This window comes from Sulfitobacter sp. 1A13496 (genome assembly GCF_043557225.1).
In the GTDB taxonomy this organism is placed as follows: domain Bacteria; phylum Pseudomonadota; class Alphaproteobacteria; order Rhodobacterales; family Rhodobacteraceae; genus Sulfitobacter; species Sulfitobacter faviae.
The window spans coordinates 262417-276250 of the sequence record NZ_JBIFFP010000003.1; the positions used below are offsets into that span (position 1 = coordinate 262417).

Annotated in this window: 13 protein-coding genes; 7 read left to right on the forward strand and 6 right to left on the reverse strand. The window is 63.7% G+C overall.

Features of this window, described 5'->3' with window-relative positions; translation table 11 throughout:
- Window positions 1–4: 4 nt before the first annotated feature.
- Window positions 5–220: a hypothetical protein gene (locus ACGYLX_RS09985; protein ID WP_067261889.1), complete on the forward strand. Its 216-nt coding sequence runs from the start codon at window positions 5–7 to the stop codon at window positions 218–220.
- Window positions 221–272: 52 nt separating this feature from the next.
- Window positions 273–1922, forward strand: a complete 1650-nt coding sequence (locus ACGYLX_RS09990) for an FAD-binding dehydrogenase (protein WP_168613313.1) — start codon at window positions 273–275, stop codon at window positions 1920–1922.
- Window positions 1923–2113: 191 nt separating this feature from the next.
- Here ACGYLX_RS09990 and deoD read toward each other — a convergent pair whose 3' ends face one another.
- The 3 genes from deoD to ACGYLX_RS10005 all read right to left on the reverse strand — a co-directional run bounded on the left by deoD (window position 2114) and on the right by ACGYLX_RS10005 (window position 5413).
- Window positions 2114–2818 carry a purine-nucleoside phosphorylase gene (deoD, locus tag ACGYLX_RS09995; protein WP_394449131.1) on the reverse strand — a complete coding sequence of 235 codons (705 nt, stop codon included), beginning with the start codon at window positions 2816–2818 and terminating at the stop codon, window positions 2114–2116.
- Window positions 2819–3017: 199 nt separating this feature from the next.
- Window positions 3018–3362: an H-NS histone family protein gene (locus tag ACGYLX_RS10000; protein WP_271689351.1), complete on the reverse strand. Its 345-nt coding sequence runs from the start codon at window positions 3360–3362 to the stop codon at window positions 3018–3020.
- A gap of 83 nt (window positions 3363–3445) precedes the next feature.
- Window positions 3446–5413 (reverse strand): methylmalonyl-CoA mutase family protein, encoded by a 1968-nt coding sequence (locus ACGYLX_RS10005; RefSeq protein WP_394449134.1) that lies wholly within the window; start codon window positions 5411–5413, stop codon window positions 3446–3448.
- Window positions 5414–5578: 165 nt separating this feature from the next.
- Here ACGYLX_RS10005 and ACGYLX_RS10010 point away from each other — a divergent pair, with 165 nt between their 5' ends.
- The 5 genes from ACGYLX_RS10010 (at window position 5579) to ACGYLX_RS10030 (ending at window position 11066) form a co-directional block, all read left to right on the forward strand.
- On the forward strand, window positions 5579–6976 hold the full coding sequence (locus ACGYLX_RS10010) for a 1-acyl-sn-glycerol-3-phosphate acyltransferase (RefSeq protein WP_394449137.1): 1398 nt from the start codon (window positions 5579–5581) through the stop codon (window positions 6974–6976).
- 125 nt (window positions 6977–7101) lie between these two features.
- Complete coding sequence (gene ccrA, locus ACGYLX_RS10015) at window positions 7102–8382, forward strand: crotonyl-CoA carboxylase/reductase (RefSeq protein ID WP_209217441.1); 1281 nt, start codon at window positions 7102–7104, stop codon at window positions 8380–8382.
- A 191-nt stretch (window positions 8383–8573) separates the two neighbouring features.
- Window positions 8574–8780 (forward strand): hypothetical protein, encoded by a 207-nt coding sequence (locus tag ACGYLX_RS10020; RefSeq protein ID WP_082851964.1) that lies wholly within the window; start codon window positions 8574–8576, stop codon window positions 8778–8780.
- Window positions 8728–9447, forward strand: a complete 720-nt coding sequence (locus ACGYLX_RS10025) for a LuxR family transcriptional regulator (protein WP_067261877.1) — start codon at window positions 8728–8730, stop codon at window positions 9445–9447. The genes ACGYLX_RS10020 and ACGYLX_RS10025 overlap by 53 nt, the downstream gene beginning before the upstream one ends.
- A gap of 80 nt (window positions 9448–9527) precedes the next feature.
- Window positions 9528–11066: an ATP-dependent RecD-like DNA helicase gene (locus ACGYLX_RS10030; RefSeq protein ID WP_394449140.1), complete on the forward strand. Its 1539-nt coding sequence runs from the start codon at window positions 9528–9530 to the stop codon at window positions 11064–11066.
- Here ACGYLX_RS10030 and ACGYLX_RS10035 read toward each other — a convergent pair.
- The 3 genes from ACGYLX_RS10035 to ACGYLX_RS10045 all read right to left on the reverse strand — a co-directional run bounded on the left by ACGYLX_RS10035 (window position 11063) and on the right by ACGYLX_RS10045 (window position 13824).
- Window positions 11063–11830 (reverse strand): TIGR02186 family protein, encoded by a 768-nt coding sequence (locus tag ACGYLX_RS10035; RefSeq protein ID WP_394449143.1) that lies wholly within the window; start codon window positions 11828–11830, stop codon window positions 11063–11065. The genes ACGYLX_RS10030 and ACGYLX_RS10035 overlap by 4 nt on opposite strands.
- A complete protein-coding gene (locus ACGYLX_RS10040) occupies window positions 11827–12741 on the reverse strand; it encodes a sulfite exporter TauE/SafE family protein (protein WP_067261874.1) in 915 nt (304 codons plus the stop codon). Before ACGYLX_RS10040 ends, ACGYLX_RS10035 begins: the two co-directional genes overlap by 4 nt.
- A 114-nt stretch (window positions 12742–12855) precedes the next feature.
- Complete coding sequence (locus tag ACGYLX_RS10045; protein WP_394449146.1) at window positions 12856–13824, reverse strand: ABC transporter permease; 969 nt, start codon at window positions 13822–13824, stop codon at window positions 12856–12858.
- Window positions 13825–13834 lie beyond the last annotated feature (10 nt).

A 13834-nucleotide genomic window follows, 5' to 3' on the forward strand; every position in this document is an offset into this window, starting at 1 on the left:
TCCCATGATCCTGCCCTTTGTCATCGTTATCGTCTTTGTGATCGTGCTGATCTTTGCCCGTCGCAACGCGCCCACGCGTGACTGCCGCTGGCGCGAAGACCGGGCGGGGGACAAGGGTGCCCTGCGCAAATACCACTGCGTCGCCTGCGGGGCCGAAGCCTACCGCAGCGAAGGCCCGCCCGACCGCTGCCTCAAAGGGCTCGACACCCCGCGTCTCTGACTTGCTTTTGCCCCCAGCCCGCCGCAAGCTTGCGGGAACAGGGGAGGCAGCAATGGGTGAGCGTTTCAAAGCAGATGTGATCGTCGTGGGGGCGGGTCTGGCTGGCATGGTTGCCGCCCATGAGGCCGTGCTGCGTGGCCGCCGGGTGCTGCTCATGGACCAAGAAGGCCCGCAAAGCCTTGGCGGGCAGGCCTATTGGTCGCTCGGCGGTCTCTTCATGGTCGACACGCCCGAACAACGCCGCATGGGCATCCGCGACAGCGCGGAACTCGCCTATCGCGACTGGATGGGCTCGGCGCAATTCGACCGCCCCGAAGACGCCAATCCCCGCAAACTCGCGGAAGGGTTCATCGACTGGGCAGCAGGCGACATGCGCGCTTGGCTGCACCAGATCGGCCTGCGCTGGTTCCCGGTCGTCGGCTGGGCCGAGCGCGGCGGGGCAGGTGCCCATGGCCACGGCAACTCTGTCCCGCGCTTTCATATCACCTGGGGCACCGGCACCGGCGTCGTCGCCCCTTTCGCGCGGCTGATGCAGGAATACGGGGCAGCGGGCAGGCTGCGCCTCGCCTTCCGCCACCGCGTCACGCGGCTGGTCACCACCGACGGCGCGGTCACCGGCGTGGCGGGCGAGGTGCTGGAAAACAGCGACGCCCCGCGCGGTCAGAGCACATCGCGCAATGTCACCGGCGACTTTGAGCATACCGCCGAGGCCGTCATCCTCACCACCGGCGGCATCGGCGCCAACCACGATCTGGTGCGGCAACACTGGCCCAAAGACCGTCTCGGACCCGCGCCGCGCCGGGTGGTCAGCGGCGTGCCCGACTATGTCGACGGCAAGATGCACGCCATCGCCGCCGACGCCGGGGCCGGCCTCATCAACGAAGACCGCATGTGGCACTATTGCGAGGGCGTGCAGAACTGGGACCCGATCTGGCCCAATCACGGCATCCGCATCCTACCCGGTCCCTCGTCCATGTGGTTCGACGCGCGCGGCGACCGGATGGAGGCCCCCTGCCTGCCCGGCTTCGACACGCTCTCGACCCTGGGGCGCATCCTACAGGCGGGCGAACACAGCTGGTTCATCCTCACGCAAAAGATCATCGAAAAGGAATTCGCCCTCTCGGGATCCGAACAGAACCCCGATCTCACCTCCGGCAGATGGGGCGAAGTCCTGAAAGCACGGCTCGGGAAGGGGGCAACCGCCGCAGTCGAGGCTTTCAAAGAAAAGGGCGCGGATTTCATTGTCGCCGAGGACTTGGAAACCCTCGTCACCCGCATGAACGCCCTCACACCCGAGGCCCCCGTCGCCCTAGAGCACATCCGCGCCCAAATCGCGGCCCGCGACGGCCAATTGGGCAACCCCTTCGCCAAAGACGCCCAGATCACCGCGATCCGCGGCGCCCGCAACTACCGTGGCGACCGCCTGATCCGCACCGCCAAAGCCCACGCCATTCTCGATCCGGCCAACGGCCCGCTTATCGCCGTGCGCCTGAACATCCTCACCCGGAAATCCCTCGGTGGATTACACAGCGACACCCAAGGCCGCGTGCTCACGCCTGCGGGCACCATCCTCCCCGGTCTCTTCGCCGCCGGAGAGGTCTGCGGCTTCGGCGGCGGCGGCTACCACGGCTACAACGCCCTCGAAGGCACCTTCTTGGGCGGCTGCCTCTACTCCGGCCGCCTCGCCGGTCAACACGCCTGAAAGACGCACCACACCCCCTCCCTTCATCCTTTCCCAAATACCTTCCGCACTCTCCCCACACGCGAGCGCCAACCAACGAAGCACCCCCTCGCTCAAACCACCCGCCAAGCCACGGAAAAAAGGCGCGACCCCCGCCGCGCCCCTTCATCCTTTTTCAAATACCAATCCCGCCCTCTCAGCAGGCGCCGCACTCAAGCAAAGGCCGCCTCCAGCGCAATCTCAACCATATCGCCAAAACTCTTTTCGCGATCCTCCGAAGGCAGCGCCTCGCCGGTCTGCAAATGATCGCTCACCGTCAGCACCGCCAAGGCACGCCGCTTGTGCCGCGCGGCCAGCGTGTAAAGCTCCGCCGCTTCCATCTCGACACCGAGGATGCCATGGCGCACCATCTGCTCGTCAAGGTCGGGGCGCTCCGCATAGAAAACATCCGAGGAATAGATCCCGCCCACATGGGTCTTAGCTTCGAGCTTTTCGGCGGCAGCCACGGCGGCGCTCAATAGGCCGTAATCGGCGCAGGGGGCGTAGTTCAATTCGCGGAAAATGCCGGAGGAGGGTGAAGTGATCGTGCTCGCCGTCATGGCGATGATCACGTCGCGGATGCCGACATGGGATTGCATGCCGCCACAAGAGCCGATGCGGATCAGGGTCTGCGCGCCATATTCGGTCATCAACTCATTGGCGTAGATCGACAGCGACGGCATGCCCATGCCCGAGCCTTGGATCGTCACCCGGTTGCCGCGCCATGTACCGGTGTAGCCCAGCATGCCGCGCACTTCGTTGACCAGTTCGGCCCCTTCGAGAAAGGTCTCCGCCGCCCATTTCGCGCGGTAGGGGTCGCCGGGCATCAATACGGTTTCGGCGATATCGCCGGGTTTCGCGCCAATATGGACGGTCATTTCTGTCTCCTGATGTTTGGCGCATTTTGCCCGCGCAAGGCGGGCTTCACAAGGGCTGCGGTGGGGCAGGGGGCGTGACGTAAACTCCCGCTCGGTGCCGTGCAGGGGATGGGTGCCGAATTCACATTTCCGTTAGCAATAAAAAAGCGCCGGTGAATTGCTATTCAACCGGCGCGAAATTCCCGTATTTCGGGAAGTATTAAACCCGCATCGTTTCCGGATCGGCTCCATTCTCTACTTGGGCGCGGAACCAATTCGGCTGGCGGCCTTTTCCAGTCCAAGTCTGGGACGGGTTCTCCGGATTGGCGAACTGGGGTTTCGATTTCGGACCGGCAGGCGCTTTGCGAGGCTTCTTGGCCTTCTTGGGCGCGGGGGCCTCATCAGCTAACTCATTCAGGGAAAAGCCGTATTCCGCCGCTGCCTTTTGCGCCGCCTTGCGTGCGGCGCGGCGTTCGCGCGCCTGTGCGGCCTGCAATGCCTTTTTGACATCCGACAGAAGTTTCTCCAGTTCCTTGCGGCTCATGGATTTCAGGTCTTTTTCCATATCTGATATTTCCTTTCCAGATTGTGCTGGTAGAGGGAATTATAGAGGCAATACGTTAATTGCACGATGTATTTTGTATCAGCCTATTCCGCCGCCACCGCTTTGGGATCGGCAAGCGTAATAATATCCTGCATGATGACGTTCAATTCGAAGTCCTTCGGCGTATAGACCTGCGCCACCCCGACGGCGCGCAAACGGGTGGCGTCGGCCTCGGGAATGATGCCGCCGACGATGACGGGAATATGGGTCAACCCGGCCTCGGCCATGCGTTTCATTAGGTCTTCGACCAAGGGCACATGGGAGCCCGAGAGGATTGACAGGCCGACCACATGGGCGGCTTCCGTTTGTGCTGCTTCGACGATCTCCGCAGGCGTCAGACGGATGCCTTCATAGCTGATATCCATGCCGCAATCGCGGGCGCGGACTGCGATCTGTTCGGCCCCGTTTGAGTGGCCGTCGAGCCCCGGTTTGCCGACGAGGAATTTTAATCTGCGGCCCAATTTGTCGCTGACCGCGTCTACCGCATCGCGCAGGTCGTCCAGACCTTCGGTCTTGTTGGACTGGCCTGCGGAAACCCCTGTGGGGCCACGATATTCCCCGTGAACGGCGCGCATCTGCGCGGCCCATTCGCCGGTGGTCACCCCGGCTTTCGCGGCGGCGATAGAGGCGGGCATGATGTTCTCGCCCGCCTGCGCCGCGGCGCGCAGATCGGCCAGCGACTGTTTAACGGCACCGTCGTCGCGCGCGCTGCGCCATGCGTCGAGCCGGGCGAGCTGGTCGGCCTCGGCGCCGGGGTCGGATTGCATGACATCGCCCGCGCCGGTCATCAGGGGCGAGGGTGCGCCTTGCTGCCATTTATTGACGCCGACCACGACGGTTTCGCCGCTTTCGATACGCCGCAGCCGGTCGGCATTGCTTTCGACCAAACGTCCTTTCATGTAATCGATCGCGGAAATCGCGCCGCCCATACCGTCGAGATTCGCCAATTCGGCCCGTGCGCCTTCTTTGAGCAATTCGACCTTGGCATCGACCGCCGGGTTGCCGTCGAATAGATCGTCGAATTCCAAAAGATCCGTTTCATGGGCCATGATCTGCTGCATCCGCATCGACCATTGTTGATCCCAGGGGCGGGGCAGGCCGAGGGCTTCGTTCCATGCGGGCAATTGCACGGCGCGGGCGCGGGCTTTTTTCGACAGGGTCACGGCCAGCATTTCGATGAGAATACGGTAGACGTTATTCTCGGGCTGTTGTTCGGTCAGCCCCAGTGAATTGACCTGCACCCCATAGCGGAAACGACGGAATTTGGGGTCTTCGACGCCATAGCGCGCGCGGCAAATCTCGTCCCAAAGGTCTACAAAGGCGCGCATTTTGCACATCTCGGTGACGAAACGGATGCCTGCGTTCACGAAGAAGGATATGCGGCCCACCAATTTCGGGAAATCCTCTGCCGGGACGCGGGGTTTCAGCGCGTCGAGCACGGCGGTGGCGGTGGCCAGCGCGAAGGCCAATTCCTGTTCCGGCGTCGCGCCCGCCTCTTGCAGGTGGTAGGAACAGACGTTCATCGGGTTCCATTTCGGCACATTCGTATAGCAGAATTCGGCCACATCCGCGATCATCTTGAGCGATGGCGCGGGCGGGCAGATATAGGTGCCGCGGCTGAGGTATTCCTTGATCAGGTCGTTTTGCACCGTGCCTTGCAGCTTTGAGACATCCGCGCCCTGTTCCTCGGCCACCGCGATATAGAGCGCCAGCAGCCATGGGGCGGTGGCGTTGATCGTCATCGAGGTGTTCATCTGTTCCAGCGGGATGCCATCAAACAGCGCGCGCATATCGCCGAGGTGGTTCACCGGCACGCCCACCTTGCCAACCTCGCCGCGGCTGAGCACATGGTCGCTGTCATATCCGGTTTGGGTCGGCAGGTCGAAGGCCACGGAAAGCCCGGTCTGCCCGCGCTCAAGGTTCGAGCGGTAGAGCGCGTTAGACGCGGCGGCGGTGGAATGGCCCGCATAGGTGCGAATGAGCCAGGGGCGGTCTTTCTGCGGTTGGGTCATCGTGGCCTCTTGAATCTGGGTTGCAATAAAGTTGCGTCATGGCGTTGATAGGGGAAATAATATGCCTCTGTCAATTCGCTGCGTTGCGGCATCACTCGGGCCGCTTGGGCGGGCGGGAAACAGATAAATATTGTCCTCTCGCCCCTGCACTGTAAGGGTTAAGCCATGACGCAGACTGTGCAATTGCCCCTTTGGCTGTTCATCCTCATCGTGGTTTTCGCAGCCGTCACGGCGCTGAGCCATTTTCTGCTGCCTTCGGTGCGTTGGTTCTTTCGCCGGCGGCTTGAGCGGGCGGTGGCGCGGTTGAACAAGCGGCTGACGCGGCCCATCGAGCCCTTCAAACTGGCGCGGCGGCACGACATGATCCAACGGCTGATCTATGATCCGGAGGTCAGCCAAGAGATCGTCAACTATGCCCGCAGCAACGGCGTGCCCGAGAACGTGGCCTTTCAAAAGGCGCGGGAATATGCGCGTGAGATCGTGCCGCGGTTTTCGGCCTTTGCCTATTTCAGTTTCGGCATCCGCTTGGCGCGGTTGTTGACCAATACCGTCTACCGGGTCGAGACGGCGGTCAGCAATGAGACGACATTCGCCGCGCTGCCGCGGGATGCCACGGTGGTCTTCATCATGAACCACCGGTCGAACATGGATTACATGCTGGTGACCTATCTCGCCGCGCGGTCTTCGGCGCTGAGCTATGCGGTGGGGGAATGGGCGCGGGTTTGGCCGCTAAGCACGTTGATCCGCTCGATGGGGGCGTATTTCATCCGCCGTCGGTCGCGCGGGGCGCTTTATCGCAAGGTTTTGGCGCGCTATGTGCAGATGGCCACGACGGGCGGGGTGACGCAGGCCTTCTACCCCGAGGGCGGCTTGAGCCTGACCGGGGCCTTGCAGCCGCCGAAGGTCGGGCTTCTGTCCTATGTCGTGGATGGGTTCGACCCCGAGGGCGAGCGAGACATCATCTTCGTGCCCGTGGCGATTAACTATGACCGGGTGCTGGAAGACCGCGTGTTGATCGCCGCCGGGCAGCGCGGGGACCGGCGTTTCGGAGCGCGGATCACGGTGGTTGTGGGCTTCGTGCTGCGCAAGATGTGGCGGCGGCTGCGCGGGCGCGACACCCGTTTTGGCACGGCGGCGGTGACCTTTGGCGATCCGCTGTCGCTGCGCCGTACCGGGGCCGGGGTGCCGGTCTCGGAGTTGTCGGAGATGTTGATGGACCGGATCGCGCAGGCGATGCCGGTGCTGACCGTGCCGCTGATCGCGCGGGTGATGTTGCAGGCCGCGCGCCCGATGAAGGAGTCCGATCTGCTGGCCGAAGTGGCTGCCACTTTGGAGAAAATGCCGCCGCGCAACCGGGTGCCGAAGCCGGAGGTCCTGCCCGAACGGGTCGCCCGCGCCACCGCGCGGCTCAAGAAACGTGGCGTCATTTCCGAAGGCCCGGAGGGGCTGGAGATCGTCGAAGGGCAGGGGCCTGTTTTGGCCTTCTACGCTAATTCCATTGCACATTTCCCCTCGGAGAATGTTGCACCTGCGGCAGAAATTGCTGCGACTGCTGGGTCATAAAATTACAAACAACGGCATCTAGGGGTTGCATTGTTGCGCAGCGGATCATATCCCGAAAGGGAGCCACCGCGATTCTGCGGTGCGGCACAGACCTTGTAGACACCGATCACCGGCAGGAGGCCCACATGGCACTGGATACGAAACACGCCGAATATGACGCCCCGCAAAAGGACCTCTATGAAGTGGGCGAGATGCCCCCGATGGGGCATGTCCCGAAACAGATGTATGCTTGGGCGATCCGCCGCGAACGGCACGGCGACCCGGACAGCGCGATGCTGCAAGAGGTGGTCGACGTGCCCAAGCTCGACAGCCAAGACGTGCTGGTCCTCGTGATGGCGGCGGGCATCAACTACAACGGTGTCTGGGCCGCGCGCGGCGTGCCGATCAGCCCCTTCGACGGCCATGGCGAGCCTTACCACATCGCGGGCTCCGATGCCTCGGGCATCGTCTGGGCGGTGGGCGATAAGGTGACCCGTTGGAAGGTCGGCGATGAGGTGGTGATCCACTGCAACCAAGACGACGGCGACGACGAGGAATGCAACGGCGGCGACCCGATGTATTCTCCCAGCCAGCGGATCTGGGGCTACGAGACGCCCGACGGCTCTTTTGCGCAGTTCACCCGGGTGCAGAGCCAGCAGCTGATGCCCCGGCCCAAGCACCTGACATGGGAGGAAAGCGCCTGCTACACGCTGACGCTGGCGACCGCCTACCGGATGCTCTTTGGCCACGAGCCGCATGACCTGAAGCCCGGCCAGAACGTGTTGGTCTGGGGCGCCTCCGGTGGCCTCGGCTCCTATGCGATCCAGCTTATCAACACTGCGGGCGCCAATGCGATCGGCGTGATCTCGGACGAGAGCAAGCGCCAGTTCGTGATGGATCTGGGTGCGAAAGGCGTGCTGAACCGCAAGGACTTCAACTGCTGGGGCCAATTGCCCACCGTGAACACGCCGGAATATGCCGAGTGGTTCAAGGAGGCGCGGAAGTTCGGCAAGGCGATCTGGGACATCACCGGCAAGGGCGTGAATGTCGATATGGTCTTTGAGCACCCCGGCGAGGCGACCTTCCCGGTCTCCACCTTCGTGGTGAAGAAGGGCGGCATGGTGGTGATCTGCGCAGGCACAAGCGGGTTCAACCTGACCTTCGACGTGCGCTACATGTGGATGCACCAGAAGCGCTTGCAGGGCAGCCACTTTGCCCACCTCAAACAGGCGAGTGCGGCCAACAAGCTGATGATGGAGCGGCGGCTCGACCCCTGCATGTCAGAAGTCTTTAGCTGGGCCGATCTGCCCGAGGCGCATATGAAGATGATGCGTAATGAGCATAAGCCGGGCAATATGTCGGTGCTGGTGCAGGCCCCGACGACCGGGCTGCGCACGTTGGAAGACACGCTGGTCGCCCGCGACTAAGCGACACGGATCGGCTAAGATGAGACCCCCGTGGCTTCGGCTGCGGGGGTTTTGCGTGGTGCCCTGTCGAAACAGAGGCTTAGCGCCCGAAGCCCCGCTATTTATGGGGGGGCAGAAAGCGCGGATGGTGCAAAATAATGTACATGCTATGGTTGTATTAATCTGCCATTAACCAAAGCTGGGCGACCCTCATGCGAGATGATTGGATATTGGACGTTTTGGCCGATCTCAGGGCTTTTGCCATGGCGAACCAACTGCCGCGCACGGCGGAGCAGTTGGACGACGCGGCGCTGATCGCTCTTGCCGAGATGTCCTTGCAACGCGAAAGGGCCATGGGCCGCACGCATGAGGATAGAGCCGCATCTGGAACGGATTTGGGAAAGGCTGGCGCAGGCTGATGGCCAGCCCGCCCTTGGGCAGGCCTGCAAAGACCTGCGCGATCACTATGGCATTTTGCATGTCGTCTATCACTGGGTCGACACGGCGGGGGTGCAATATGGCTGCGGCACCTATGGCGCGCTTTGGTCTGAGCGCTATCAGGCGCATAACTACCTGCGCATCGATCCCGTGGTCGCGGGCTGCTATCGCCGGTTCGAGCCGGTGGATTGGAAAGACCTCGATTGGTCCTCTCGCGCGGCGCGGCAGTTTCGCCGGGATGCTTTGGACCATGGCGTCGGCGATCAGGGGTTCTCCGTCCCGATCAGGGGGCCGCATGGGCAATTCGCGCTTTTCACCACGAACCACAGTTGCACCGATCGGGTTTGGGCCGCTTTCACCGCGCGGCACCGGCGCGATTTGATCTGGGCGGCCCATTGCTTCAACGAAAAGGCGCTGGCGCTGGCCCCAGAGCGGGCGCCGGGTGCCGTGCAGGCGCTCTCCCCGCGCGAGGTGGATGCGATGACCCTGCTGGCCGTGGGCTACAGCCGCGCGCAGGTGGCTGACCGTCTGTCGATCTCGGAACATACGCTGCGGGCCTATGTGGAAAGCGCCCGCTTCAAACTGGGGGCGTCTAACACCACCCATGCCGTCGCCCGTGCGCTCAGCCGGGGGCTGATTGTCGTCTAAGGCGGATAATCCACATGAATCACAGGCGCGCGGGGCAAAGCCATCTGGCCCCCGGCGCGGGGCTCATTTAGGGTCGCCCAATGACATCTACCGCGCTCACCTATTCCGAAGACCAAGCCGCCGCCCATGACAAGGTGGCCGATATGCTGCGCTCGGCGGGCATCGATCTGGACGACTCGCTTTTGATGCCGCCTGCGGGCGGGCCGGATCAGGTGATGGCGGTGACCGGCAAGGCCGGATCGGGCAAAACCCTGCTGCTGGCCGAGCTTTACCGCGCGCTGGAAGGGGCCGGGGTCGAGATCGTCTCGGGCGATTACGAATCGCGCAAGAAGCGCGAGAAGCGCACCTTGGCGATCCTCGCGCCCACCAACAAGGCGGCGAGCGTGCTGCGGTTGCGCGGGGTGCCCGCGACGACGATCCACCGCATTCTCTATACGCCGGTCTATCACCCTGAGTATGAGCGCATCGCCGAATGGCTGACCGGCAACGGTGAGAAGCCCGAGATCGAGGGCCTCAGCGAAATGGCGTTGGACCGGGCGGCGGCATTTTTCGCGAACAACAAGTCGGTGCCCGGGGCGTTGGCGGCGGCGGGGCTGCGCGGCAGTGATTTCATCACCGGCTGGAAGCGGCGGGAAGAGCCCTTGGACATTGGTTTCGTCGACGAAAGCTCGATGCTGGACGACAAGCAGTTCGAGGATTTGAAAGAGATTTTCCCGACGCTGCTGTTGTTCGGTGACCCGGCGCAGCTGGCGCCGGTGGGCCAGTCGGGCACGATGGTCTTCGAGAAACTGCCCGAAAAGCGCGTGTTGAACCTCAACCGCATCCACCGGCAAGAGGCCGACAACCCGATCCTTGATCTCGCCCATGCGCTGGCCGATCCGCAGTTGGAGTTTCATGACTTCGAGCGGATGATCGAAGACGCGGCGCGCAAGGATGACCGCGTGGTCTGGGGCCAGCGTGTCGAAGTCGACCTGATGGCGCGCAGCCCGGTGCTGGTCTGGCGCAACGCGACGCGCATCCGGCTCATCAATGCGTTCCGCAGCGTACATGGCGCGCCGGAGGATGCGTTGCTGACGGGCGAGCCGCTGATCTGCGACGGGATCGAACTGCCGCTGAAACACCGGAAGAAACGGCTGGATCTGGAGGCGCGCGGCCTGATCAAGGGGGCGCAGGTGGTCTATCTGGGCGAGGGGCGCAAGCCCGGCTTCAGCCGCTTGCATGTGATCGGGGCCGAGGACCCGCAGGTGAGTGCCGCCTCGATCGTAAAGATCGAGAAACCCGACGAAGAAGAACCCTTCATCCCCTTCGCCGCCCGCATGGGGGCGACCTTTCTGCACGGGGCGGCGGTGACGATCCACAAGGCCCAAGGCAGCCAGTGGGAGAATGTGCAGGTCTTCGCCCCCGATCTCTATGCCGCCGCGCGGATGGGGCGGAGCGAGGCGGGGCAGCCGCTGTGGAAGCGGCTGGCCTATGTCGCCATCACCCGCGCGCAGGAACGTCTGATCTGGGTGGTGCGCAACCGGCTCAGCAAGCCTTCGGGGCCGTTGCGGGTGGATGATCTGCGGGCCGCGCCAGCGGCGGCGCTGACGCTTGAGGCGACCGAGGATGGCGCGGCTTAGCGGCGCATGAGGCCGAATACGGCCGAAGCGCCCCAGCCCGCCGCGACCGCGATGAAGAGCGACAGCAGCCCGTAGAGAAACGCCCGTTGGTGGGCGAGGTTGAACAACCAACGCTCCATCCCGACTTTGCGCACGTCGATGATCGTCTCATATTGCGCTACCACATCGCCGCCGCGCGTGAGGAAAATCCGCGTGTCATAGGCCCCTTCGGTGAGCGAGGCGGGCAGGGCGACGGCGGCGCGGAAAAGGGTTTGCTCATCCACCTTCACCCCGTCTTCGATGACTTGGTACAGGTTCGCATCCTTGCGCACGCGGATCAGCGCGTCGGTGAATTGGGTGGGGTCCGCGATCTCCATCGGGGCGCCGACCGACCGGATGGCGCGGGGGATGGAGATGCGGTGACGCAGGTCTTCGATGCGTTTGAGCACCTCGGCCAGCGGGCCGGAGGTGACCACGGCGTAGAAGCTTGGTGCGCGGTCGACCTCAACCGCGGCGGTGTTCACCCAGATGCCAAAGCGCCGCTCTTTCCGGCGCACCATCACCGGGGCCGAGGGGCCGGAGACGGTGATGACGACTTCGAGCGGCGCGCCATCGGGGATCGGGGTTTCGCGTTTGACGGCCCCGTAGACGAGGATCTCGGACCCGTCGAAATTGGTGGTGATGGAGACTTCGGCCTGGCTGAGGCCAAGCACGATTTCCTCTTCCGCCGTGGCGGTCAGGGCCGTGAAACACAGGCCAAGGAAGGCGATTAGCGCGCGCATCATTCCGCCGCCACCGGGCTGAGTGAATAGAGTTCCGCCGGTTCCAGCAACAGGTCGAGCGCCAGCTTGCCGCAGACCGCCAAGACCAGCACCGCGAGCAGGATGCGCAGCTGTTCGGCCTGCATCCGCACGCCGATCCGCGTGCCCACCTGCGCGCCGAGCACGCCGCCCACCAGCAGGAGCACCGCCAGCACGATGTCGACCGTCTGGTTGGTGGTCGCATGCAGCATGGTGGTAAAGCCGGTCACGAAGATGATCTGCAACAGCGAAGTGCCGATCACCACTTTGGTCGGCATGCCGAGCAGGTAGATCATCGCGGGCACCATGATGAAACCGCCGCCCACGCCCATGATCGCGGAAAGCATCCCGACCGCCGCGCCGACCAGCACCGGCGGGATCACCGAGATATAGAGGCCCGAAACCCGAAAGCGAATTTTGAACGGCAACCCATGCACCCAATAGTGCTTCTTGCGTTTGACCCGGCCCCCCTTGCGCGTACGGCGGATGGCGCGGAGCGATTCCACGAACATCAGCCCGCCGATAATGCCAAGGAAAACGACATAGCAAAGCGTCACCAGCAGATCGACTTGGCCCAGCGATTTCAGGTAGTTAAAGATGAACATGCCGATGCCGGAGCCGATCAGGCCCCCGGCCAGCAGCACCCAGCCCATTCGGAAATCGACCGTCTTTCGCTTGAGATGCGCGAGCAGGGCCGAGAAGGAGGATGCGACGATCTGGTTGGTGGAGGTCGCCACGGCCACGGCAGGCGGGATGCCGACGAAGAACAGCAGCGGTGTGATCAGAAACCCGCCGCCGACGCCGAACATGCCCGACAGGATGCCCACGATGCCGCCCAACCCCAAAAGGAGGAAGGCGTTAACCGATACTTCGGCAATGGGCAGGTAGATTTGCATGACGTTTCCTAGCCCCGAACGGCCGCGCAGTTCAACATAGCTTGTCGCGGTGAGGCGACCACTTTGACAGGTTGCGCCGATCCGGCCCTCGGGTGCAAGGGCCGGAAGGAAGTGTCAGCGTTCTTTCACATAGGGCTCGCCACCCGCGCGCGGCGGGATCGCTTTTCCGACGAAACCGGCGAGGATCACCACGGTCATCAGGTAGGGCAGGGCGCCCAGAAGCTGGCCCTGCACCTTGATGCCGATGACCGACTGGATCACGTCCGGTCGGGTCTCCAGCGCGCCGAAGAGGCCGAAGAGCAGGGTGGCCCAAAGGGCGTACCACGGCCGCCACTTGGCGAAGATCAGCGCGGCCAGCGCGATGAAGCCGCGGCCCGCCGACATGTCCTTGACGAAACCCGCCTGCAGCGCGGTGCTGAGGTAGGCCCCCGCCACGCCGCAGAGCAGCCCCGCGATGGCCACCGCGGCATAGCGCAGACCCACGACCGAGACACCGGCGGTGTCGACGGCGGCGGGGTTCTCGCCCACGGCGCGCAGGCGCAGGCCGAAGCGGGTGCGGAACAGGATCCACCATGTCAGCGGCACGGCGAGGAAGGCGGCGTAGACGAGGATCGAATGGCCGGAGATCAGCTCTTCGTAAAGCGGGCCGATGACGGGTACGCTCTCCATCGCCTCAGCGAAGGGCAGGGTGATCGGCTCGAACCGCGCGCCGCCGAAGAGCGAGGGGGTGCGGCCCCCTTGGGCGAACCAGTCCTGCGCGATCAGCACGGTCATGCCGGCGGCGAGGAAGTTGATCGCCACGCCGGAAATGAGCTGGTTGCCGCGGAAGGTGATCGAGGCGAGGCCATGCACGGCGCTGAGCGCCAGCGAGGAGGCGATGCCCGCCGCCAGTCCGATCCAGACCGATCCGGTGATTGATGCGAGCGCCGCCGAGAAGAAGGCCGCGGCCAGCATCTTGCCCTCAAGCCCGATGTCGAAGACGCCCGCGCGTTCGGAGAAAAGACCGGCAAGACAGGCCAGAAGCAGCGGCGTGGCCAGCCGCACGGTGCTGTCGAGCAATTGGATGAGCGTGATGTAGTCCATAGGTCAGACC

Excerpts from the sequence above, each read along its gene's own strand:
- ACGYLX_RS09985 (WP_067261889.1), top strand. The coding sequence starts at position 5 with ATGATCCTGCCCTTTGTCATCGTTATCGTCTTTGTGATCGTGCTGATC.
- ACGYLX_RS09990 (WP_168613313.1), top strand. The coding sequence starts at position 273 with ATGGGTGAGCGTTTCAAAGCAGATGTGATCGTCGTGGGGGCGGGTCTG.
- deoD (WP_394449131.1), bottom strand. The coding sequence starts at position 2,818 with ATGACCGTCCATATTGGCGCGAAACCCGGCGATATCGCCGAAACCGTA.
- ACGYLX_RS10000 (WP_271689351.1), bottom strand. The coding sequence starts at position 3,362 with ATGGAAAAAGACCTGAAATCCATGAGCCGCAAGGAACTGGAGAAACTT.
- ACGYLX_RS10005 (WP_394449134.1), bottom strand. The coding sequence starts at position 5,413 with ATGACCCAACCGCAGAAAGACCGCCCCTGGCTCATTCGCACCTATGCG.
- ACGYLX_RS10010 (WP_394449137.1), top strand. The coding sequence starts at position 5,579 with ATGACGCAGACTGTGCAATTGCCCCTTTGGCTGTTCATCCTCATCGTG.
- ccrA (WP_209217441.1), top strand. The coding sequence starts at position 7,102 with ATGGCACTGGATACGAAACACGCCGAATATGACGCCCCGCAAAAGGAC.
- ACGYLX_RS10020 (WP_082851964.1), top strand. The coding sequence starts at position 8,574 with ATGCGAGATGATTGGATATTGGACGTTTTGGCCGATCTCAGGGCTTTT.
- ACGYLX_RS10025 (WP_067261877.1), top strand. The coding sequence starts at position 8,728 with ATGAGGATAGAGCCGCATCTGGAACGGATTTGGGAAAGGCTGGCGCAG.
- ACGYLX_RS10030 (WP_394449140.1), top strand. The coding sequence starts at position 9,528 with ATGACATCTACCGCGCTCACCTATTCCGAAGACCAAGCCGCCGCCCAT.
- ACGYLX_RS10035 (WP_394449143.1), bottom strand. The coding sequence starts at position 11,830 with ATGATGCGCGCGCTAATCGCCTTCCTTGGCCTGTGTTTCACGGCCCTG.
- ACGYLX_RS10040 (WP_067261874.1), bottom strand. The coding sequence starts at position 12,741 with ATGCAAATCTACCTGCCCATTGCCGAAGTATCGGTTAACGCCTTCCTC.
- ACGYLX_RS10045 (WP_394449146.1), bottom strand. The coding sequence starts at position 13,824 with ATGGACTACATCACGCTCATCCAATTGCTCGACAGCACCGTGCGGCTG.